The sequence below is a fragment of the Leisingera sp. CC-HEC093 genome (genome assembly GCF_059429195.1).
Genome location: NZ_JCAIJR010000001.1, coordinates 1393799 through 1416655, shown reverse-complemented (window position 1 = coordinate 1416655; position 22857 = coordinate 1393799). Strand labels below are relative to the sequence as shown.

The following is a 22857-nucleotide window of genomic DNA, read 5'->3' as shown; positions in this document are numbered from 1 at the left end:
GTACAGGGCGTGCCGGCTTATTCCGCCGCCACAGCGGCCTTGCTATTGAATTTCTCAAGGATCGCTTCAGCGCAATCGCGGCCGTCCTTGATTGCCCAGACCACCAGCGAGGCGCCGCGCACGATGTCACCCACCGCATAGACGCCGTCCAGCTCTGTCGCGCCGGATTTGAACGCTGCCTTGATGGTGCCCCAGCGGGTCACCGGCAGCTCCGGCTGGTTCCACAGGGCCGGCAGATCTTCCGGCTCAAACCCCAGCGCCTTGATGACCAGATCCGCCTCTTCCACGTAATCCGCGCCTTCGATCACCTCCGGCGCTTGACGGCCCGAGGCATCCGGCTGGCCCAGGCGCATCTTTTGCACCATCACGCCGGAAACCTTGCCATCTTCGCCGGTAAAGCCCTTGGGCGCCGACAGCCATTCAAAGATCACGCCTTCTTCTTCGGCGTTCTGGGTCTCGCGCTGCGAGCCCGGCATATTGGCCCGGTCGCGGCGGTACAGGCACTTGACCGAGGTCGCGCCCTGGCGGATCGAGGTCCTCACGCAGTCCATCGCGGTATCACCGCCGCCGATCACCACAATCTTCTTGCCTTCTGCGTTCAGGCTGCCGTCGTCGAACTCCGCAACTTCGTCACCAAAGCTCTTCTTGTTGGAGGCACACAAGAAGTCGATCGCTTTGACGATGCCTTCGGACCCGCTGCCCGGCATCGCCAGATCACGCGATTTATAGACGCCAGTGGCGATGATCACGGCGTCATGCTTGCCGCGGATTTCTTCGAACGAGATGTCCTCGCCCACGTTGCAGTTCAGGACAAAGGTCACGCCGCCGTCTGCCAGCAGGGTGTTGCGGCGCTCCACCACTTCTTTTTCCAGCTTGAAGCTGGGGATGCCGTACATCAGCAGGCCGCCGGCGCGGTCATAGCGGTCATAAACCGTGACCTGCACGCCGGCTTCGCGCAGCATGTCTGCCGCCGCCAAGCCGCCGGGGCCGGCGCCGATGATACCGACGCTTTCGCTGCGCTCAACCAGCGGTGATACCGGCTTCACCCAGCCGTTTTCCCAGGCGGTGTCGGTGATGTATTTCTCGACAGAGCCGATGGTCACGGTGCCGTGGCCCGACTGTTCGATCACGCAATTTCCTTCGCACAACCGGTCCTGCGGGCAGATACGGCCGCAGATTTCCGGGAAGGTATTGGTGGCCTGGCTGGCGGCATAGGCCTCTTCCAGACGCCCGGTTGCGGTCAGGCGCAACCAGTCGGGGATGTTGTTGTGCAGCGGGCAGTGGCTCTGGCAATAGGGCACGCCGCACTGGCTGCAGCGGCTGGCCTGCTCCTCGGCTTTGGCAGCGGCGTACTCCGCATAAATCTCTTTGAAGTCTTCCTTGCGTACACTTGCGTCACGCTTTTCCGGCATGTCGCGTTCGATCTGCACAAATTTCAGCATCGGTTGCTTGGCCACGGGCTGGACTCCATCGTTTGTCTGGCTGCGCAGGCACCGTCTCGGGTACGGGTACGCTTTTATGTCAACTATGCTGACCTATTTTGCCAGCGCTTTCCTTCTGATACCGTCTTCAGCAGAAATGTACAGAAATTTTAGGTCCGAACCGGCCTTTAATATGCACTTTCCAATCCGGGGCCGGGATTTATACAGAGTCACGACAGTTTACGGCCCATTCGCGGCCAGCGAGGGAAGATTTCAGGATGCCGCTTTTCCAACTGGTCCTGGTTGCTCTGATCCAGGGCATTACCGAATTCCTGCCCGTTTCCTCCTCCGGCCACCTGATTCTGCTGCCCGGACTGACTGGCCTCGAAGATCAAGGCCAGGTGATTGATGTCGCCGTGCACGTCGGCACCCTGGCGGCGGTGACACTCTATTTCTGGGGAGACGTGCGCGAAGGTCTGATCGGACTGCCCCGCGCCCTTACCGGGCGGATGGACACCCCCGGCGCACGGCTCGCCATGGGGCTGATCGTTGCCACCATTCCCACCGTCATATTCGGTGCCGCGCTGCATTTCACCGGTCTCAGCGATGCGCTGCGGTCGATCACCGTGATCGGCTGGACCATGCTGGGATTCGGGCTGGTGCTGTATTGGGCCGACCAGAAAGGTGCCGAGGTGAAACAGGCCGCAAGCTGGGGCCTGCGCGACGCCCTGATCATGGGCCTGTGGCAGATGCTGGCCCTGATCCCCGGCACCTCACGCTCTGGCATCACCATCACCGGCGCACGCCAGCTTGGCTACAACCGCGAGGACGGCGCCCGGATCGCCATGCTGATGTCGATTCCGACGATCATCGCCTCAGGTGTTCTTTTGGGGACAGAGGCCGCGCTGGAGGCCAATACAGCCCTGTTGCGTGATGCGGCGATCGCCGCGGCGCTGGCAATGCTGTCGGCGCTTGCCGCGCTCAGCCTGATGATGTGGCTGCTGCGGTCAGTCAGCTTCACGCCTTACGTGATCTACCGGGTGATCCTGGGACTCGTGCTGCTGGCCATCGCTTACGGAAGCTGAACCGGAAACGAAAAAGCGCGGGCTGCCCCGCGCTTCGAGAGCTTTGAACCGTTTCGCAATTCAGGCGCCGTTGCGCAGATTACTGGCAGAATTGGTCATCTCATCATACTGGCCGGAGGGGCGGAACTTCCACAGGTAGTCCGGCAGCACCGAAGCAGCGCTCACCGGGTCGATGCCCAGATCGGCAAAACCCTTGGCGCCTTCGGAAACCACATTGTCCGACTTCAGGCTTTTCAGCTGATCGCGGGTCAGTATCTTGTTTTCGATCAGCTGGAAGCTGGCGGCCTGCAGCATGTCAAAACCAAAGGCCACCAGTTTCGCCATGAAGCCAGGCAGCGATAGAATGACACGGCGGCGGTGAATGACGTCCAGCATCTGCTCCATCAGCGCGCGGAAGGTTTTCACCTCCGGTCCGCCCAGCTCATAAATCCCGCCTTCGGCCTGGCCCAGTGCGCCCTTGACCGCCGCCTTGGCCACATCATCCACAAACACCGGCTGGAATCTGGTGCCGCCCGCGGCAATCGGCAGGAACGGGGACAGGCGGGTCATCCCGGCAAACCGGTTGAAGAAGCCGTCCTCAGCGCCAAAGATCACTGACGGCCGCAGGATCACCGCTCCCGGGAAATGCTCTTGAATAGCGGTCTCGCCCGCGGCCTTGGTGCGGGAATATTCGCTGGCAGCATCCGCATCGGCGCCAATCGCCGAAACATGCACCAGGCTGGCAACGCCCTGCTGCGACGCGATGCGCGCGATGCGGCCCGCCCCCTCAGCGTGAATGGAGCCAAAGGTGTTTTTTCCCAGCTCGTTCAGCACGCCAACGCAGTTCACGACCGCATCTGCACCCTGCATCACCGAGGCAACCGAAACATCGTCGCGGATGTTGCAGAATACTGGTTCCACCTGGCCCGGAACACCGTAAGGCTTAACATGCATGGATTCATTTGGACGGCGAACGGCGACCCGAACCCGCCAGCCTTCCTTGGCCATGCGCCGCGCGATGTAGCGGCCCACAAATCCGGATCCGCCATAGATCGTGACCAGTTTGGACATCATTTGGCTCCTGAACTTAGCTCCCCATATGCTCTAGCGCTGCGAGAGGCGCCGAACAAGGCGCAAATGGCCGCTGCGGCGGCCCAAGCGGCCTGCCTGCATCAGTTTTTCACCCGGCGTGTGAGCCGCCAGGCTGCCCCGCCGGTGCAATCGTAAAAAAATCCGTTTGACGCCCCCCGGGAAGCTGCTTATACGCCGGTCTCACGACACCTGCCCAGGTGGCGGAATTGGTAGACGCGCTAGCTTCAGGTGCTAGTGTCCGTATGGACGTGGAGGTTCGAGTCCTCTCCTGGGCACCAAATCACATCCTTGATGGTTGAAACTGTCTGACACCTTGAAAGGCAAGGTGGTTTTTGGTGGTCAATAGCCTTGTTTCCGGCAGTATCGAGCAGGTTCGTCAAAGGCCAGCCTTTGCACCGTCTTTTTGATGATCGGTGAGCCATTTTATAAATTCCCCAAGGTTTTGAGAGGAGTTCGGGCGAGAGTACGATAAACTCCTCCAGCTGTCTCTTGGGCAGGATGATTTTCCCGGCCTTTTCTTCCAACAGAATTCGCTCGCGCCCCAGTTTGTCGAAACGTTGCTTGTAGCTTCAATCAGCGCGGGGTTCTCTGCGTTGACGTTTTTGTCGAGCAACGTGTCAATCGACAGCCTCTTGCCACGGCGTTATCCCGCCAAACCCCTGAAATATATGTACTTTCGACCGCATCGAAGACAAGCGAGCAGTGTTGAAACTGGTCTTTGCCGACCATCTTGCATACTGCCGAAAAAGGTGTTCAAACCGAGGAAACCACCTTATCTTTCAAGTGTTTAGGTGGTTTTTCGATGTCGGAAGGCGTTTTTGCAGAACTATCGTTGTGAGGGATTCACTTCGCGAATCCATGCCGTTAGACGCGCTGCGTGAGCAAGCCACTTCCCACCCGCTATCGCACGACGAACTGGCCCAGCTACAACGGATCGCTCAGGAAGCGGGGATCGCTGCTGATCTGGGTCGACAAGGAGATGACCTGGCTTGCGCCGCCTGACGGGCGGCCTGGACGGCCAGCGGTGTTTTCCGATGGAGCCATTCAGTTTTGTCTGTCGATCAAGGTTCTCTTCAAGCTTCCTATGCGCCAGACCGCCGGGATGGTGGAGAGCCTGTTGAAGCTGGCCGGGTTGGACTGGCCCGTGCCGGATTTCTCGACACTGTGCCGAAGGCAGAAGTCCCTGGCCGTGCAGGTTCCCTATCGCCGCGTAGATGGCCCGTTGAACCTGCTGGTCGACAGCACCGGGATCAAGTTCCTCGGCGACGGAGAATGACAGGCCCGCAAGCATGGGGTGCAAGGCCGACGCCAGTGGCGCAAGGTGCATCTGGCCATGGACCCGGCCACGTCCGACATCCGCGCTGTCGAATTCACCGCCAGCCGCGATGGCGGCAGACTTTTGGGCATCTGTCGTATCGTGTCGCAACCCGCCGCCAGTCCTTCAGCCTGCCGAACATAATCTCAATGCGGTTGCGCCGCTTATATCGGCGTTTGTCGTATCTGATGGCTTTCTTGCGCTGCTTTCGACCGGGGATGCAGGCGCGTATCCCTTTGTCTTTCAAAGCTTCTCTAAACCAATCGGCATCATACCCGCGATCTCCGAGAAGCCATTGGACGTCAGGCAGGCCACTCAGCAGCGCCTTTGCACCGGTGTAATCACTGACCTGTCCGGCAGTCACGAACAGGTTCAGTGGACGCCCCTGGCTGTCACAGATTGCGTGCAGCTTAGTGTTCATGCCGCCCTTAGTGCGCCCGATCAGGCGCCCACGCCCCCCTTTTTAACCCCAAGACTGGAGGCCGTACGGTGTGCTTTCAGGTAAGTTGCGTCGATCATCACAGTCTTTTCCTCACCGTGATCAGCAGCCAGACCGGCCATCATCTGGGCAAAGATGCCTTTGTCGCTCCACCGCTTCCAACGATTGTACAAGGTCTTGTGCGGGTCGTAATTTTTGGGCGCATCACGCCAGCGCAAACCATTGCGATTGATGAAGATAATTCCGCTCAGAACACGCCGGTCATCAACACGCGGCTTACCGTGGGACTTCGGAAAATAAGGCTCAAGACGGGCCATCTGCGCGTCCGTCAGCCAGAAAAGATCAGACATATCACCGCTCATTTTTCGAACTGTGAATCACGCCACCCACCGGAAATCAATGGGTCCTGACCCTAGGTCCCTTTCTCGCTACATCGACGACCCTGTTGCGCCAAGTTCGTGGATCATCTGCACGGTCGGCCCAAGCCTCCAGCGTCTCCCACAAATGACTATGGTCCGCGTAGGGGATTGGCGTGACACCACGATCTCGCCACTTGACCTCAATGTCTTCCAGTCTGCCTCGGTCAAAGGCATACAGGTTGGCCGAGTCACGCAGCCCGTCATGGTTCAACCCTTGCAGCAAGTATTTCACCGGTGGGTCCTCAGCCTGGTAGCCCACCAAGACGACTGTGTATTGGTCCAAGAGCGCCCTCACGAATTTGGTAGCCCATCCCTCGGCAAGATATGCACGCCCGAAGTCAGCGCTGCTTAGTATGTAGTCGTGGTGTGGGTAGTCTGGCGATTGGATCCGGCCATGTAGGTAAGTGACCCCATAGATCGGCATGCCAAGCTCGATATCGGGGAACGCCGGTGGCTCGAAGATTCTGCCCTCGGAAACACCGGGGCATCGATCGAAAAGTCTGTCGAAGTTGGTGGTTACAATCTGTGAGCGACCCTCGGGGTCAGACGAAATGTGGGCAATGAGACTGTGCTCCCGGCTGACTTTAGTGAAGTCTTCGGCTGTCAACCGTTCGGCAACCAGAGTGCTTACATCTTGCTTGCCATATTCCTGGTTCAGCAGATGAAATACCTGATCAAGCGGAGCCAGTGGGCCGTCCTCATCCCCCGGCCTGTAGTCATCTCGCATTCGAGGGCCAAATGCGCTAACGATAGATGAATCCGCTGGTGGGTCGAAGAATTTGATTACATGTCGGGTCAACCCTATGAAATCTGGCATGCCAGACGGGAATGAAACTCCGGCACCGCACAAGAAAACTACACGGCCTTGGTCGCAGCGATGCAAAAGCGCATCCGGGATGTTAGGGCCATTCGCATGAAACCGCATTTATTCAGGCCTTCATCTCAGCATGCCAAGCATCCGGATCAGTTTGAGTGACCAGAAAAAGAATCCTAAGAGCATAGATAATCTACCTCTACGTGCGCACTAAAGGTCAGTTGTCCGGAAGATTCAATGTCCACTCTTTATTGGTGTTGGAAAAAATATTGCAATCATAGAGAATTATCGCTTCTCGCCCATCCTGTCGATTGCCACCTACGCGAAGCCGGTGCCACCGACCGTCCGCTTCGGACTAGTTCCCGCAATACCGGGGAGCACCCGAGATCTACTCTGGTCTTCCGGGGCGGTGGTCTGGTCGCCGCGGCGCCGCACTGCGACTGCGAGTCCAATGAACCGAATGCTGCGTTGGGTACGGAGGTCCGCTGTAGAGAAATCAAAGTTGGATCAAGCAAAACAGTCGCCGTGCTGCAATGCTATCCAGCAACGCCCCCAAACAAGACTTCACATGTTAACACGCCGCATCGATTGAGCGCGAGTATAAGGAATTTTGTGGCTCCTCTTAAAAGATGGAGGTGCCGAGCATTTTGATGTTGACAGCCAGTGTGCATGAAAACCGGCATCTGTGCATTCTTATGCCTCATTGGCAAGGAAAGAAAGTGGCGACCCCGGCAGGATTCGAACCTGCAACCTGCCCCTTAGGAGGGGGCTGCTCTATCCAGTTGAGCCACGGGGCCGCGTGCCTTTCCGCGATAGCAAATCCATCCTGCGATCACAATGGGATGGACATTGGCGAAAGCCGTTTTGCCGCGCGCAGTTTCCATTGTGCAGCAAGTGATGTCTGCGCTAACGTCAGAGACAGACAAAACAAGAGGCTCAGGAACGTGACCACGGACAGCAAGCGCCCGCTCACCCTTCGCGATGTATCCGAAGCAACCGGTGTTTCCGAAATGACAGTGAGCCGGGTGCTGCGCAACCGCGGCGATGTGTCTGAGAAAACCCGCACCAAGGTGCTGAGTGCTGCTAAGGAACTGGGCTATGTGCCCAACAAGATTGCCGGCGCGCTGGCCTCGAACCGGGTGAACCTGGTGGCTGTGATCATTCCATCGCTGTCGAATATGGTGTTTCCTGAGGTGCTCACCGGTGTCAACAAGGTGCTGGAGAATACCGAACTTCAGCCCGTCGTCGGCGTGACCGACTATCAGCCTGAGAAAGAAGAGAAAGTCCTGTACGAAATGCTCTCGTGGCGCCCGTCAGGTGTGATCATCGCGGGCCTGGAGCACACTGACGCCGCCCGCGCCATGCTGAGCAACGCCGGCATCCCCGTAGTGGAGATCATGGATACCGACGGCAAACCGGTCGATGCGATGGTCGGTATTTCCCACCGCCGCGCAGGCCGTGAGATGGCAAAGGCGATCCTCAAGGCCGGTTACCGCCACATCGGCTTCATGGGCACTAAAATGCCGCTCGACCACCGCGCCCGGAAACGGTTCGAAGGCTTCACCGAGGTGCTGGCCAAGGAAGGCGTGGAGATCGAGGACCGGGAGTTCTATTCCGGCGGCTCAGCACTGGCCAAGGGCCGCGAGATGACTCAGGCGATGCTGGAACGCTCCCCGGAATTAGATTTTCTCTATTATTCTAACGATATGATCGGCGCTGGCGGCCTCTTGTACCTGCAGGATAAAGGTATCAGTGTTCCAGGCCAGATCGGCCTGGCTGGCTTCAACGGAGTGGAGCTGCTGCAGGGGCTGCCCCGCAAGCTCGCCACAATGGACGCCTGCCGCCTGGAAATCGGGCGCAAGGCGGCAGAGATCATCGCTGCCCAGCTGGAAGATCCGGACGCCGGGATCGAAAAACACGTCACACTGACCCCGACCATTTCTTACGGCGACACGCTGAAACGGCGCTGATGGCGCTTCAGCGGCTGACCAATCGGGACGCGCGGCGGCTGTACCTGGACCGCCACGCGCTGCTGGAACAGCCCGCAGGCCCGGCCAAGGGTGCCGACCTGCTGGCACTGATCCAGCGGCTAGGATTTGTTCAGCTCGACAGCATCAACACCGTTGCACGGGCGCATGATGTAATCCTCTATTCCCGACGCCCAGGATACCGTGCGAAGCACCTCAAACAGTTGTATGAGCACGACCGCAGCCTATTTGAGCACTGGACCCATGACGCCGCAATGATCCCGATGGCGTTTTACCCCCACTGGCATCTGCGGTTTCAGCGCGACACCGAACTGCTGCGAAAGCGCTGGCGCAACTGGCGCCGCGACGGGTTTGAGGCGCGGTTCGAAACCGTTCTGAACCATGTCCGGGACCATGGGCCGGTCAGTTCCTCTGATGTGGGCAAGGACGAGAAGAAAGGATCAGGCGGCTGGTGGGACTGGCATCCGTCCAAGACCGCTCTGGAATACCTGTGGCGTTCCGGCGCGCTGACCGTGGTAGGGCGCGAAGGCTTTCAGAAGCGCTATGACCTGACGGAGCGGGTTATCGAAGAACATCTGCGCCCCAGTGCTTTCTGCGACGAAACCGCCACCATCAACTGGCTGTGTTCTGCCGCGCTGGACCGGCTGGGCTTTGCCACGCCCGGCGAAATCGCCGCTTTCTGGGACACGGCCTCACCAGCGGAAGCCAAGGCCTGGTGTGCCGAGCAGCTGCGGCTAGGCGAGCTGGAAGAGATCGAAATAGAACAGGCGAACAGCAAGCTGCGAAAGGTGCTCGCCCGTCCTGGCACGGTGGAGGCCGCTGCAGAACTTGGCCCGGCTTCGGGCAGGATGCGGGTGCTCAGCCCCTTTGATCCTGCACTGCGCGACCGCAGGCGGGCTGAAAGGCTGTTTGGGTTTCACTACCGGATCGAGGTCTTCACCCCCGCCGCCAAGCGGCAATACGGTTACTACGTCTTTCCGCTGATGGAAGGTGCGCGCCTTGCGGGCCGCATCGACATGAAGGCGGAGCGCGAAGCAGATCTCTTGCGTGTCACTGCCGTCTGGCCGGAACGGGATATCAAATGGTCCGCTGCCCGCACCAAACGGCTGGAGGCCGAGCTGGATCGGGTTGCCCGTTTTGCGGGCGTTGGCAGCGTGCGTTTTGCAGACGGCTGGCTGCGCTGAGGCGCCTTATCCCGGCCGCAGCTGCGCCTCGATCACCTGTTTGTAGTCCTCCGGTGCGGGCCTTGCAGTGAAGGTTTCCGGGGCAATGAAGACGCAGACGAAGTTCCCCTCGAAACACAGCTTGCCACCCTGCCGCGCGTTCACTCTGAAAGTGACCGATTTGCTGCCCAGCGCCGAGGGCCAGACCTCGCACAGTAACTGGTGCCGCGGTGTGACTGGCGAGCGGAAATCGATACTCATGTGCACAAACGGCGTGCCGGTGCCGCGGTCCAGCTCCATCTGGTACCAACCGTCTCCACCCAGATGATGCTCCCACCAGGCGTCAATGGCCTCCAGCGCAAAGGCCGGCAACCGCCCGGTATAGGCGATCCGTGCCGGGTCGCAATCGCCCCAGCCCACACGGATTTCATGAACGAAAGTGTTCTGCCCTGCCATTTTTGCCGCCCCGCATACTTCTGCAGGAGCACCCTAGCGGCGCGTGTCCGAGGTATCAAACCGCTATGACAGGCAAGTCCGCCGCGTCACGAACTACCGCGTTTACGGGACAGAACAAGATCCGGCAGCACCAGCGCATCTATCAGCGCATCGCAGAGCCCGGCGCAATTGGTGTGCTACCGACACAGGGTCCTTGCAGCCCTGACACTTCCGTTGCCAGCGCCTTGACCTTCGGTGCGTCGGCTTTGTTTCTGCTGATATGCATGGCGGGTCTCCCCAAATGGTGCAGCATGTTCAGGAGGGCGGAACCCGGGTAGCTGATTCAGGCCAATCCAAGCCTAAATCACAAAATATTTCCATTTCCTGCACAAGCCTTGGCACGCCCCTCCCCGGCGAACCGGAAAGGAGCTGTTTTACTTACTGCATCAGCATCAGTGGCAGCAGCGTAATCACCGGGAAAGCCACAAGGATAATCACCCGGACAATGTCGGAGGCGACAAAGAACATCACCGCCTTGTAGGTGTCGATCATCCGGGTCTTGCGGTCCATCGCGTTGATGATGAACAGGTTCATGCCCACCGGCGGGGTGATCAGGCCAACCTCCACCACGATCAGCACCAACACGCCGAACCAGATGGCGACATATTCCGCCTCGATCCGGTTCACCCGGCCTTCGGTCACGCGGATGCCCAGCTCTTTCATCTGCTCGCGGGTGAGTTCTGCGCCGGTCGCAATAGCATCCTTTATCGAGGCGAGCATCTCCGCCCCCATCCCTTCAGGAACGCCGGACTTTAGAACCTCCATCGCGGCATCCGCTTGCATCGCGGGCAGCGACAGCAAGCCGAAGTCCATGGCAGAGATCACCGGGAAGAAGATCGGAATAGTCAGCAGGATCATCGACAGCGAATCCATCAGGCAGCCGAACACCAGATAGAAGGCGAGGATCAGCGCCAGGACCATCCAGGGACTCAGGCCCTGGTTCACGACGAAGTCGGCCAGTTCCTGCGGCACCTTGGTCAGCGCCAGGAAGCCGTTGTAGAAGCCGGCGCCCAGCACGATGAAGAAAATCATCGCGGTGGAGCGTGCTGTCACCAGAAAACTGTCAGCCAGGGTGCCGCGGTTGAGGCCGCCATTGAGCCAGGCGATCAGGCCTGTGCCAAAGGCCCCTACAGCCGCACCCTCGGTCGGGGTGAACCAGCCCAGGTAAATGCCGCCCACCACCAGGCCAAAGACCAGCAGGACTGGCCAGACATGGAACAAGGCGGCAAAGCGTTCGCCCCAGGGCACAGGCGGGCGGGTGCCCGCGCTTTCCGGGAACAAACGGACATAGATGGAAATCGCAATCACATAGCCAAGCGCCGCCAGCAGGCCGGGAATGAAGGCCGACAGGAACAGCTTGGCGATATTCTGCTCGGTCAGAATGGCATAGATCACCAGCACCACCGAGGGCGGGATCAGGATGCCCAGGGTGCCGCCTGCCGCCAGTGTTGCGGTCGAGAACCCGCCGGCATAGCCGTATTGCTTCAGCTCCGGCAGCGCGACTCGGCCCATGGTGGCCGCAGTGGCCAGCGACGAGCCGCAGATTGCACCAAACCCGGCACAGGCACCAATCGCTGCCATGGCAACCCCGCCCTTGCGATGCCCCAGGAATCCCTCGGCTGCCTTGAACAGCGCGGTGGACATGCCGCCCAGCGTCGCGAAATGCCCCATCAGCAGGAACATCGGCACAATGGTGAGAGAATAGGAAGAGAAAGTGGTATAGGTCTCGCTTTTCAAGCGGCCAAAGGCAACCTGCGTGCCATCCGTCACCCAGATCAGCCCGCCAAGGCCGACCAGAAACATCGAAAGCCCGATCGGTACCCGAAGAAAGATCAGCAGCATCAGAACCGGGAAGGAGGCGATGCCAATTTCAAGAGCCGTCACTGTTCACCCTCCACGCCGTCCCAGATCAGGATCCGGCCGGTAAAAAATTCGATGGTGCGGATTGCCCCCATGTAGCTACCGACGATGGCCGCAACGACCGCCGCCACCATGCTGATGGCGTAGGCCCACCAAATAGGAAACTCGAGCAGAAAGGAGGTCTCACCGTTAGAATACTTGCCCGCGAGCCCTGCCCCCAGCCGCCATGCGATCAGAACCAGCACCGCGGCAAAGATAACTTCGGTCACCATCCGCAAGAACCGCTTCACACTACGCGGAAATGCATTGGCCACCACATCGACAGAGGCATGACCTGCAGTGATCTGGCAAAGCGGCAGAAAGGCGAAGATAGCAAAGGCCACCCCAGCCTCGACCAGTTCAAAGTCGCCGTTTACAGGCCCGACCCAGCCCGTCATCCATTTCGAAAACCCGGGCGCAATCCGCTCCATCAAATCTCCATGGAAGAAACCGTTAAGCAAACGCCCAGCGATTGAAACACATGTCAGAATGATCAGAAGAGTGAGGACCGCACCGCCCAGGTAGGCCATTGACTTGGCCAGCCGCATCATGAGCTTGTGCATGGTTCAGTTGCCTTGTTCCGGTATGCAAAGGGCCGCAGTGCCAATGCCGCGCGGCCCCTCACCTTTATCAATCAAAAACGCCTTACTGGTACTGCGGCGTGTACTTCTCGATCAGCCCGCTGGCTTCCTCGATCAACGCGGCACCGTCGATGCCCTTTTCCTTCATGTCAGCGATCCACTGGTCATAAATCGGCTGCGAGTGTTCACGCCAGATGGCGGTCTGCTCTTGGTCGAGAGTGATCACGTTGTTGCCCAGATCCAGCGCCATTTCACGTGAAGGGCCGTCAGAGTCCGCCTGAGTGCCGCCGGCGAAGACCGAGAATTCCAAGCCGGAGTTGTCGTCAATCGCCTTCTTCAGATCATCCGGAAGGCTCTCATACTTCTCCTTATTCATCGCCAGAACAAAGGTCAGAGTATACAGCGCCTTGCCGGTGAACTCAGTGTGGTTTTCCACCAATTCCGGAACTTTCAGCGCCGCGGTCACTTCCCATGGAATGGTGGTTCCGTCGATCACACCCTTGGACAAGCCCTCCGGAATCGCCGGAACCGGCATACCCACCGGCGTTGCGCCCAGTTCGGTCAGCAGAGCGTTGACCGAGCGGCCACCACCGCGGATTTTCATACCCTCCAGATCCTCGGGCGTTTCCACCGGATCAGAGGTGTGGATCATGCCCGGTCCGTGCACCCAAGTGCCCAGGATATGCACATCCTTGAACTCGGTGTCTTTCATATGTTTGTCGAACATCTCCCAATAGGCGTGCGACACCGCGCGCGCATTGGTCATCATGAACGGCAGCTCAAAAACCTCGGTCGAGGGGTACCGGCCCGGGGTATAACCCACCACGGTCCAGACGATATCGGCGACACCGTCAATGGCTTGGTCCATCAGTTCCGGCGGCTTGCCGCCCAGCTGCATCGACGGGAAACGGTCGATCTTAATCCGCCCGCCGGATGACTCCTCAACGTTGTCCGCCCAGACATCCAGGATCAGTTTCGGCACGTTTGCCTGTGCCGGCAGGAACTGGTGAAGTTTCAGGGTTACCTCCTGGGCAAATGCCGGCATCGTGCCGAACATCGCCAGGGCCGCTGCGCCCGCTGCCCCCAAAAGCTTTCTGCGAGTGGTCATTATGTGTCCTCCCTTTGACCAAATCATCTCCCGGGTCTGGAGCGGTTGCAACTTTGCTGCGCCATCCCGCGAGTTTCTTTCCGATTCTGCCGCTAAAGCCCCCTATCGGGTTCGTTTAACGAACCAGCTGCCTCTCTGCTATTAGGTGCGTTTGTAACCATCAACAGAAGATTATGCATTTTCTACTCATGAAATCTGTCAACGGGCCGTGCCTGAAGGCGGGTTCACCGCTCAAATGTTACCAAACAGACAGAAATCATACTCAAATTGATACATATGGAAACGCCGCCCTGGCAACAACTATCGCGCTCAGGGCCAACGTGCGTCATTCCGCAGCAGCCAGTTCCAGGCTGACGCTGGATAGCCCCTCGATCCCGCCGCATATTTTGTCGCCGCTTTGCACAGCGCCCACTCCGGCCGGAGTGCCGGTTAGAATCAGATCTCCCGGCCGCAAGTGATAGAACCCGGAAAGGTGGCAAATGATGTCCGCGGCGGACCAGATCATCTCTGCAAGCGTTGCGTCCTGCCGGATCTCGCCGTTGACCTCCAGCCAGATCCGCTGTCCTGCCGGATCGCCCCACTCCGCCGCCCGGGTCAGCTCCGCCAGCACGGTGCCGTTCTCCAGATCCTTTCCCAGATCCCATGGGCGCTGCTTGTTTCGTTCCCGGATCTGCAGATCCCGCCGGGTCATGTCCAGCGCACAGCCATAGCCGAAAACGGAAGCTACAGCCTGTTCCGGCCCGGCCCGGAACACCGGCGCTCCGATTGCAACAGCCAATTCCATTTCGTAGTGGAAATTTTCCGTTCCCGGCGGAAAAGGCACAACTGCATCGGTCAGAATTGCATTGGCAGCGGCCTTGGTGAAATAGAACGGCGCCTCCCGGTCAACTTCATTGCCCATCTCCGCAGCATGGGCTGCATAATTGCGCCCGACACAGAAGATCCGCCCAACCGGGAAACCGGCCTCCTCCCCGGCCACCGGGATGAGAGGAACTTCTGGCAAAGCAAACAGAGACTGTCCCATAGGCGTTCCTTATTGCTGCGTAGCTTGCGTTCACTGTTTCAAGTCAGAACTGTTTCACCGTCATCTGTAAACCCTAGCGAACTCTGCGGCCTGCCTGCGTGGCGAGTCTAGAAGCTTAAATGTCCTCTGAGGAGTAACACAGTTGCCCCGGGGTTCCACAACGGATCACCGGGGCAACCCGAACAGCAATTCCTCAAGGATGAGGCGGCGGTTTTAAAGTAAGCCGTCTTACCTGACGCGGGGGATTAGCGGATCAGCGGCCGCTGGCGCCGAGAACCGCAAGACCGGTTCTGGCGATGATACTGAGGTCTTTTCCAAAGCTGCAGCGTGTCAGATAAACCACATCCAGTGCCACGCGCGCCTCATAGCTGACGCGGTTGCGGCCAGAAACCTGCCACAGCCCGGTGATGCCGGGCGTCTGGGCCAGGTAGGCGAAAACACTGCTTCCGTATTTTTCAAGCTCCTTGGCGACGATCGGGCGCGGGCCAACAAAGCTCATCTCGCCCTTCAGCACGTTCCAAATCTGCGGCAGCTCATCCAGGCTGGTCCGGCGAAGAATTTGACCTAGTTGGCTGACACGCGGATCGCGTGCTAGTTTCCGGTCACGGGCCCATTCCTCAGCCGCAGCCTGATCGGCCTGCAGATGCGCCTGCAACTGTGCTTCGGCATCCGCAGCCATACTGCGCAACTTCCAGCAGATAAATCTTCTGCCGCCCCGCCCCACACGAGTATGACCAAAAAAACCCGGACCGCCATCCAGGCGCACCAGTGCCCAAAGGCCCAGGATGACCGGCGCAAGGAGGGGCAGCAGCAGCAGCGCCAACCCTACGTCGAACATGCGTTTGCCTGCCCGGGCATAAAACCCGCCGTGCGCCTCGCTGGGGCTGCCTGTGGTTGCGCCAGTGGTCTTAGCGGTAGCAGCGAAGGCCAGATCATTCATCATCAAACACCTTGGACTGCGTTGCACTTCAAGAAAGCCACACTCTTTTTGAGTGTAATTGTAGGTAGAGATACATTTAAAAGTAAAGTTGCGCGGAACGCTTTCCCGAAACCTTTGCGATCAAGAGGCAGCGCTTTGCCTGCGCAAACACCTGGATCAGGGCGTCGGCATCCATACAGCGCAAGGGAAGCATGTTCTACCCGCACCTGGTGTCAGGCCCGCCGGTGCCGGTTCAACTCCCAGGCATCAACCATCGCTGCGCCGGTTGCGGTTATCGCCAGCGCGCCAGAGCCAGCATGGATTTCTGGCATCTCACGCGGGTTGCTCTCGCCATTGTCCTTGCCGTTACCATTGCCCCACCCACTATGGCCGTTGCCGAAACCCAGGCCGACGGCACAGGTAGCGGACAAGGTTACGCAGTTCACAACGGCTACCGGCGCGGCAGCAGTAAAAAGGGATTTCATCGGCCCGGTCTCAAAGCGGAGTTGTTTGTCTTTTTCGCTAAAAATTTAACACTTTCATTTCCAGCGCTCAATTTGCGAGTGACACTTGGCCACGCCCAGCCCCCGGATGTAACCGACCTGCACCACTCTGCCCGTGGACAGGCTGATCCTACAGGACGCGGATCGCCCCGATGCCAGGCCTCCCGGCGGCCCCTTGAGCAGAAAATTCCCGGCGCGGGGCCGCGCGCCGGGGCAAAACCGTCAGATGGTGATAGCCGCCCGCCCGCCGCGGGGCAAGCGCCCGCTCAGGCGCGGCGGCAGGCCGGCACCCCCATGCGGATGATCTCGCTGCCCTTGATCTTGTGCACCCCGGAAATCCGGTTGCGCCCCTCCGCCATGAACCAGGCCTTCAGGGGCGCCGGGTAATGCTGCGCCATCACCCGGCTGAAATAGTCGAACTTCTCCTGTGTCAGGCGCCGCCCCCCGCGCGAGGGGCCGTGGAAGCCGAAGGTGGTGCCGGGATCGACGCAGGCGCCGGGCAGGCCGAGGAACATGGTGCAGGTGGAATAGCAGACCTTGCCGCGGATCTCGACCCGCACGCCGCGCTTCTGCAGGTTGCTCAGCTCGATCAGCCGGTCATGCAGATAGCCGCCGCGGTCGCTGCCCACCACATAGGTCTGCTGCGCGGCGGCGCCCGCGGGCGGCAGCAGCATCAGCGCCAGGCCGCAGGCGGCAGCGGCCCGGGCGGTCGGCTTCAGGGCGGCCGGCTTCAGGGCGGAATAGGCGCGGGAGAGGAAAGCGGGAACAAGGGCCGGCATGGTCAGATCTCCATTGCGTAAAACAGGTGCTGGAGACTGAGTAGAAAACCGCAGCGGGCGGAGCGCGGTCAGGATGTGGCAAAAATTAGCACATTATCAACACTTTAGGTCGCATGTTAGGAAAACTTTAAGAACCCGCCGCACAGCCCGCACCGCTCAGATCAGCGCGAAATCCCCTATGGCGATGGCCGCTGATGCAAATGACAAGGTTGGCAACAACGATCGCCGTCGCTGAAACCCGTCCAGCTAGCGGACCCAAACTTCTACCCGGCGGTTGATCTGGCGGCCCCATTCACTGTCATCACAGGCCATGGGCAAGGCCTCGCCAAACCCCTCTGTGCGGATGTCGACCCGGCTAGCATCTGCCGTTTCTGCTGCCTGTATAACAGCCTCCCGCACGGATTCGGCTCGTTTCGATGCAATCTGACGGTTACCATCTGCCGGCCCGACGCCGTCTGAAAATCCTGCAAAGACAAGTTCCTTTGCGTCAAACTCACCCGCCTCCAGAACCCGCGCCAGCTGCTCAATGTTACTGCGCGACTGGGCATCCGGTCGAGAGGATCCTGGTTCGAAACGGAAAGAGACCGTTAACCGCCGCATTCCGCCCAACTGGGTCACTAGGCGTTGCAATTCGCTGAGCTCTTCTATTCCTTCTGCAGCAAGTATCGCATTGGCCAGCCGGTTGCCCTGACGGCTGACCGGAATCAGCTCCGGCGCTTGGTCGACGAACCCGGCCCGGCGGATCACCGCCTGCGCAGCTGGCCCGCGCACGTAAGCGAGAAAGTCCCGCGCAACCTTGGGAAGGCGGCGGGCTGGAAGATACAGGAACATCGGGACCGTCAGTGGATAGTCCTCTGTCTTGACTGCGCGGCGGCTGGCCTGCAGCGAAAACCCGCAAGGCCCGGTTAGCATCAAAACCCGTGCTGCCCCCTTCTCGGCGTAGCTGGCGATGCCAATGGCAAAAGGATCAATCAACACCCGCTGAACCAGCGCACTGCTGCGGTCGTGGCGGCGAATACCGGGTGTGAAGCCTGCGCCGAAGGGCACCAACAGCTTGTCTTCAACTGCCTGTGAAAGACCGGAAGCAGATACAGGCATGTGAATCGATACAGGTGCATCAGGGCCGCCCAGCTCCTGCCAGTTTGTAATCCGTCCGGACAGGACCCCTGCAAGCTGCGGCAACGAGATTTCCCGCACTGGATTGCCAGGTGCCACCACCGGCACAAACGCATCCAGCGCCAGCACACGGCTGCGGCCGGCGCCCGTCAAATCCCCTAACCCGGCCGCCCGGGCCGCTTTTCGCTCCAGTGGACGAATTTCCCGCAATGACATTACGATATCTGCCTCATCGGCGATAAGAGCCGCAAATCCGGCATCTGTATTGCTGGCCCTAAAAGTGAAGCGCGCCACAGGTGCCTGACCGCGCATCAGCACGTGGCTAAAATTGCCCTCCGGCAGCGGTTCGCGGCGGCTCTGAAGTCCATTGCGCCGGGCAAAACCTTCGATGAGCGCCGGCAGCAGCACTTCTGACATAGTGGAGGAACCCGCAAAGGTGGTCTCTGCTACGAAACCGGACAGGCTGGGGCATCCAGGCCCTTCGCAGTCGACCCCGGAGCCGTCCACGGTGAGTTCCCCAAATTGGGTTTCCACTCTGTAGAATTCGCCATCAAAGCCCAGCAGCGTGCCGCTAATTTCAACCGCACCGTCCGGAGAAGACAGGGTGACATCCTGGGCCGCGAGGCCGCGTGCCAGCATTATCAGAAAAAGTGCAGCGCAAAAGGCCGCACGGAAGAAGGTCATGAGGATACCTGAAGTTACTGCAAATCAGTTGGCGGCGATTTTCAGGTCTTCGACCAGATTATTCAACACCAGAAAACTGCCCTGCGCGTCACAGTCAGGCATTGCCATCACCAGATCCCTGCTGCTGAGCTTGCCGCCGCGCAACTGCAGTGACTGTGCAAAGATGTCCCGCCCGCAATTTTTGGTGGTCACTTCGGCCTCTGCGGTCAAGGATACGCTGCCTGCTCGGTCAAGCAGTCTGGTTGGCAGGCTGTAAACTTCAGCTACACGCGCTGCAATTTGGCTTTCATTGCCAAGCCGGTCGAGTCGTCCGGCTCCTGCCCCACCTGCGGCGCCGTGCCAAACGTGGCCTTCGCTGCCGTAGGCTGCACCAAATTCCCGAGCGTGTAATTCGAACCCGCTGTTGCCGGTCCACTGCACAACAACGCGCTCCACAGTTTCAATATCCTTCACCTCGGTTACCGCAACGGCTCCGGCTCCGCTTGCAGTTTCCGCAATAAAAACCGCCTTCCGCGTCAGAGCTGGTACCAGAGATGTAAAGTGCCCGTTGCCGTCCAACGACGCCGTAAAGCTCATGCCGCTGTGATGCACTGTCAGGCGCTCATGCGGGCGGCAAGGCGCGTCAATGTTAAACACCACCATTGCCTGTGGCGCTGACTCTGCTGTGACCGTCATCTGACAAGAGGTTGACGGCACTGAGTTAGCGGCAAAAGTGGTTGGCGATTCGATTTCCTTCCCGGACGGCACAGAAGTCAGAGCGATCCGTTCGATCTGAAGCGTGGCTTCTTCTGTCTCAGCAGACAAAAGCGGCGTTCCCCCAGCCAGTTCCTGAGCACCCTCCACTCTTCGGTCAGAACCAGAATGTTGCATGTAAAGCCCGACACCTAACACGCAAGCCAACACCATCGCCCCCGTCAGAGCTGCCTGTTTGTTAAGCATTGGACCCTCCTGAACCTGCACAGTGGAGGAATTTTGGCCGGAAATGCTGGCCAGTTTATGACTTCTGGCAAAGGAGAATCCGGAAAATTTTCTATTTTAGTTGCAGGTTGGGAAACAGATCCAGCGAGAGCGCTTATCAAGATTGACTGTTCCTGGCCCCATGAAGGACTTACACAGCATTATTCAAGAACAAATATGGCCATTTCAGCGTTTCACGTTACGCTTTGTCCTGCGCCGGGCTACTGCCTGGCGCAGAACTTCGGGACCGGGTTGTTCCTAACTGCAAACCTGAATTCAGGCCAGACTGCCGTGACAGTGTTTGAACTTCTTACCTGACCCGCAGGGGCACTTATCATTGCGCGAGGGGTTACCCCAAGTCGCCGAGTCATCTTCTACGAAGCCCGGAGCGGGTTCTTCTGCCGGTGCTTCGGCGGCGTGAGCCTGAGTCGCCGTCTGCTGCATGGCGGCCTGGCGGGCTGCCATTTCCATCAACATCTGCTGCTGCTCTTCTTCGGTCATCGGGCGCACGCGGCTGAGCTGCTGAGAAACTTCTTCGCGTAAACTGTCCAGCATGCTCTCAAAAAGCTGGAAGCTCTCGTTCTTGTACTCATTCAGCGGATCGCGCTGTGCATAGCCCCGGAACCCGACAACAGAGCGTAGATGCTCCAATGTCAACAGATGCTCCCGCCACTTCTTGTCGATGGTTTGCAGCAGCACCTGCTTTTCGATATTGCGCATGTTTTCCGGGCCAAAGGCCTCAGCCTTTTCCGCCATCAGCTTGTCGGAGGCTTCAACCAGACGCTCTCTGATCTGCTCATCGTCGACACCTTCTTCAGCCGCCCATTCGGCAACCGGCGCGTTGATCGACAGCATCTCCCGCACCTGCTCCTGCAGGCCGGCAGTATCCCACTGATCGGCATATGTCTTAGGCGGCATGTAAGTGTCGAGCAGGTCGTCAATCACTTCGTGGCGCATGTCATCAGTGATTTCGGACAGATCTTCTGCCGCCATAATCTCACGGCGCTGGTTGAAGATCACCTTGCGCTGATCGTTCATCACATCGTCAAACTTCAGAACATTTTTGCGCATGTCGAAGTTGCGGCCTTCAACCTTAGCCTGGGCACGCTCCAGCGATTTGTTGACCCATGGGTGAACAATCGCCTCGCCTTCCTTCATGCCCAGCGAAGAAAGCAGCTTATCCAGACGCTCGGACCCGAAGATCCGCATAAGATCATCTTCCAGGCTGAGATAGAAACGTGTGCGCCCTGGGTCGCCCTGGCGGCCGGACCGGCCGCGTAGCTGATTGTCGATGCGGCGGCTTTCGTGGCGCTCGGATGCCATCACAAAGAGTCCCCCGGCCTCCAGAACTTTTTGCTTTTCCTCGGCGTGCTTGGCTTCTTCAGCAGCCCGCAGCTCTGCCGGGTCAGTCTCGGGGCTTGCAGCCAGAGCTTCCAAAACCTTCATTTCGACATTGCCGCCAAGCTGAATGTCGGTACCGCGGCCGGCCATGTTGGTGGCAATGGTAACGGCTCCCAAGCGGCCTGCATCCGCCACGATCTGCGCTTCCTGCTCGTGATGACGGGCGTTCAGCACGTTGTGCGGGATGCCTTCGTTTTCCAACATCTGGCTGAGCAGTTCGGATTTTTCGATCGAAGTGGTGCCCAAAAGCACAGGCTGCCCCTTGCCGTGAGCTTCTTTTGCCTCTTCAATCATGGCTTCATATTTTTCACGAGCCGTGCGGTAAACCTGATCATCCTCGTCCAGACGCGCAATCGGGCGGTTGGTTGGAACTTCCACCACTCCAAGGCCATAGATCTCGGCAAACTCCTCAGCCTCAGTCATCGCTGTGCCGGTCATGCCCGACAGCTTGTCATACAGGCGGAAGTAATTTTGGAAGGTGACAGAGGCCAGGGTGGTGTTCTCCGGCTGGATGTCCACCTCCTCTTTGGCTTCAATAGCCTGGTGCAGACCTTCGGACAGACGGCGGCCGGCCATCATGCGGCCGGTGAACTCGTCAATCAAAACCACCTGTCTGTCGCGGACAATGTAGTCCTTGTCGCGCTGGAACAGCTTGTGTGCCCGCAGGGCCTGATTAACGTGGTGTACCACCGTGGTGCTTTCCGGGTCATAGAGTGACGCCTCTGCTTCCAGCAGCCCATGTTCACGCAGAACCTGTTCCAGGTACTCGTTGCCATCCTCGGTAAAGGTCACACCGCGGGTCTTTTCGTCAATCTCATAGTGGTCTTCCGCCAGCAGCGGGATCACCTTGTCGATGGTCGCGTAAAGCTCCGAGCGATCCTCTGCCGGGCCGGAAATGATCAGCGGGGTGCGCGCCTCGTCGATCAGGATCGAGTCCACTTCATCCACGATGGCGAAATTGTGCTGCTTCTGGAACACTTGGTCCAAAGATGGCTTCATGTTGTCGCGCAAGTAGTCAAAGCCCAACTCATTGTTCGTCGCATAAGTGACGTCGCTTTGATAGGCTGCCATCTTCTCCGTGTCGGGTTGACCAGACCAAATTACGCCGGTGGTCATGCCGAGCTGGGCAAACACTTTGCCCATCCATTCGCTGTCACGCTTGGCGAGATATTCGTTCACCGTGACCACATGCACGCCTTTGCCTGTCAGGGCGTTCAGGTAGGCGGGGAAAGTCGCCACCAGGGTTTTGCCCTCGCCAGTTTTCATCTCGGAGATGTTTCCCTGATGCAGGAAGACGCCGCCCATCAGCTGGGTGTCAAAGGCACGCAGGCCCAAGGCCCGCTTGGCGGCCTCACGCACGGTGGCAAATGCTTCGGGCAGCAGCGCATCCAGGCTCTCGCCATCCAGCGCTCGCTTGCGCAGCTCTTCGGTCTTTGCCACCAGCCCGTCATCGCTGAGCTTCGCGAACTCATCTTCCAGCCCGTTGATTTGCGCAATCAGTGGCCGTGTCGCCTTCACTTTACGGTCGTTCGGCGTGCCGAAAACCTTTTTGGCGAGTGTTCCGAAACCCAGCATATCTTCTCCAGCGATCCTATGTCCGGCCTTTGCATCGGGCAGGCTTGCCCGCCGTGTCCGCAACCCATAAACAATGGTGGAAAGACGGTCCTGCCAATGGC

18 protein-coding genes, 2 tRNA genes and 1 pseudogene are annotated in these 22857 nt (G+C 59.1%); 5 read left to right on the top strand and 16 right to left on the bottom strand.

All coding sequences use genetic code 11. The annotated features are described in order from the left end of the window. Window positions 1-17: 17 nt before the first annotated feature. Complete coding sequence (locus AC5STB_RS06830) at window positions 18-1457, bottom strand: NAD(P)-dependent oxidoreductase (RefSeq protein ID WP_495442211.1); 1440 nt, start codon at window positions 1455-1457, stop codon at window positions 18-20. A gap of 242 nt (window positions 1458-1699) precedes the next feature. Here AC5STB_RS06830 and AC5STB_RS06825 point away from each other — a divergent pair, with 242 nt between their 5' ends. Continuing rightward, window positions 1700-2506, top strand: a complete 807-nt coding sequence (locus AC5STB_RS06825; protein WP_495442210.1) for an undecaprenyl-diphosphate phosphatase — start codon at window positions 1700-1702, stop codon at window positions 2504-2506. Between the two features lie 60 nt (window positions 2507-2566). On the opposite strand, the gene AC5STB_RS06820 is transcribed toward AC5STB_RS06825, so the two are convergent. Further along, complete coding sequence (locus tag AC5STB_RS06820) at window positions 2567-3556, bottom strand: complex I NDUFA9 subunit family protein (RefSeq protein ID WP_495442209.1); 990 nt, start codon at window positions 3554-3556, stop codon at window positions 2567-2569. A 212-nt stretch (window positions 3557-3768) separates the two neighbouring features. On the opposite strand from AC5STB_RS06820, the gene AC5STB_RS06815 reads away from it, so the two are divergent. Together AC5STB_RS06815 and AC5STB_RS06810 are read left to right on the top strand one after the other, a co-directional pair. After that, a tRNA-Leu gene (locus AC5STB_RS06815) sits at window positions 3769-3855 on the top strand. 599 nt (window positions 3856-4454) lie between these two features. After that, window positions 4455-4967, top strand: a pseudogene (locus tag AC5STB_RS06810) (IS5 family transposase); the annotation flags it as partial. Here AC5STB_RS06810 and AC5STB_RS06805 read toward each other — a convergent pair. From AC5STB_RS06805 to AC5STB_RS06795, 3 genes are all read right to left on the bottom strand, one after another. Beyond that, window positions 4948-5681 (bottom strand): IS5 family transposase gene (locus AC5STB_RS06805; RefSeq protein ID WP_495442208.1). Its coding sequence is split into 2 segments (ribosomal slippage): window positions 4948-5357 and window positions 5357-5681, totalling 735 coding nucleotides; the frame shifts between segments, so codons are not numbered across the junction. The pseudogene AC5STB_RS06810 and the gene AC5STB_RS06805 overlap by 20 nt on opposite strands. Before the next feature lie 46 nt (window positions 5682-5727). After that, on the bottom strand, window positions 5728-6477 hold the full coding sequence (locus AC5STB_RS06800; RefSeq protein WP_495442207.1) for an SIR2 family protein: 750 nt from the start codon (window positions 6475-6477) through the stop codon (window positions 5728-5730). Between the two features lie 807 nt (window positions 6478-7284). Further along, window positions 7285-7361 (bottom strand) — tRNA-Arg (locus AC5STB_RS06795). A 147-nt stretch (window positions 7362-7508) separates the two neighbouring features. On the opposite strand from AC5STB_RS06795, the gene AC5STB_RS06790 reads away from it, so the two are divergent. Together AC5STB_RS06790 and AC5STB_RS06785 are read left to right on the top strand one after the other, a co-directional pair. Next, window positions 7509-8534 carry a LacI family DNA-binding transcriptional regulator gene (locus AC5STB_RS06790; protein ID WP_495442206.1) on the top strand — a complete coding sequence of 342 codons (1026 nt, stop codon included), beginning with the start codon at window positions 7509-7511 and terminating at the stop codon, window positions 8532-8534. Next, on the top strand, window positions 8534-9736 hold the full coding sequence (locus AC5STB_RS06785) for a winged helix-turn-helix domain-containing protein (protein ID WP_495442205.1): 1203 nt from the start codon (window positions 8534-8536) through the stop codon (window positions 9734-9736). Before AC5STB_RS06790 ends, AC5STB_RS06785 begins: the two co-directional genes overlap by 1 nt. 6 nt (window positions 9737-9742) lie before the next feature. Here AC5STB_RS06785 and AC5STB_RS06780 read toward each other — a convergent pair whose 3' ends face one another. The 11 genes from AC5STB_RS06780 to secA all read right to left on the bottom strand — a co-directional run bounded on the left by AC5STB_RS06780 (window position 9743) and on the right by secA (window position 22756). Next, complete coding sequence (locus AC5STB_RS06780; RefSeq protein WP_495442204.1) at window positions 9743-10171, bottom strand: acyl-CoA thioesterase; 429 nt, start codon at window positions 10169-10171, stop codon at window positions 9743-9745. Between the two features lie 417 nt (window positions 10172-10588). Continuing rightward, window positions 10589-12094: a TRAP transporter large permease gene (locus AC5STB_RS06775; RefSeq protein WP_495442203.1), complete on the bottom strand. Its 1506-nt coding sequence runs from the start codon at window positions 12092-12094 to the stop codon at window positions 10589-10591. Next, on the bottom strand, window positions 12091-12672 hold the full coding sequence (locus tag AC5STB_RS06770; protein ID WP_495442202.1) for a TRAP transporter small permease: 582 nt from the start codon (window positions 12670-12672) through the stop codon (window positions 12091-12093). Before AC5STB_RS06770 ends, AC5STB_RS06775 begins: the two co-directional genes overlap by 4 nt. 82 nt (window positions 12673-12754) lie before the next feature. Continuing rightward, window positions 12755-13798 carry a TRAP transporter substrate-binding protein gene (locus tag AC5STB_RS06765; RefSeq protein ID WP_495442201.1) on the bottom strand — a complete coding sequence of 348 codons (1044 nt, stop codon included), beginning with the start codon at window positions 13796-13798 and terminating at the stop codon, window positions 12755-12757. 325 nt (window positions 13799-14123) lie between these two features. Next, window positions 14124-14822 carry a fumarylacetoacetate hydrolase family protein gene (locus AC5STB_RS06760; RefSeq protein ID WP_495442200.1) on the bottom strand — a complete coding sequence of 233 codons (699 nt, stop codon included), beginning with the start codon at window positions 14820-14822 and terminating at the stop codon, window positions 14124-14126. 253 nt (window positions 14823-15075) lie between these two features. Then, window positions 15076-15645 (bottom strand): sugar transferase, encoded by a 570-nt coding sequence (locus AC5STB_RS06755; RefSeq protein ID WP_495442199.1) that lies wholly within the window; start codon window positions 15643-15645, stop codon window positions 15076-15078. 329 nt (window positions 15646-15974) lie between these two features. Further along, window positions 15975-16226: a VPEID-CTERM sorting domain-containing protein gene (locus AC5STB_RS06750; RefSeq protein WP_495442198.1), complete on the bottom strand. Its 252-nt coding sequence runs from the start codon at window positions 16224-16226 to the stop codon at window positions 15975-15977. Between the two features lie 284 nt (window positions 16227-16510). After that, complete coding sequence (locus tag AC5STB_RS06745; protein WP_495442197.1) at window positions 16511-17023, bottom strand: hypothetical protein; 513 nt, start codon at window positions 17021-17023, stop codon at window positions 16511-16513. Between the two features lie 246 nt (window positions 17024-17269). After that, window positions 17270-18823 carry a phosphate ABC transporter substrate-binding/OmpA family protein gene (locus tag AC5STB_RS06740; RefSeq protein WP_495442196.1) on the bottom strand — a complete coding sequence of 518 codons (1554 nt, stop codon included), beginning with the start codon at window positions 18821-18823 and terminating at the stop codon, window positions 17270-17272. 24 nt (window positions 18824-18847) lie between these two features. Then, the gene (locus tag AC5STB_RS06735) at window positions 18848-19762 is read right to left on the bottom strand and encodes a hypothetical protein (RefSeq protein ID WP_495442195.1); all 915 of its coding nucleotides are present in this window, start codon (window positions 19760-19762) and stop codon (window positions 18848-18850) included. A gap of 294 nt (window positions 19763-20056) precedes the next feature. Beyond that, window positions 20057-22756 (bottom strand): preprotein translocase subunit SecA, encoded by a 2700-nt coding sequence (gene secA / locus AC5STB_RS06730; RefSeq protein ID WP_495442194.1) that lies wholly within the window; start codon window positions 22754-22756, stop codon window positions 20057-20059. Window positions 22757-22857: the final 101 nt, after the last annotated feature.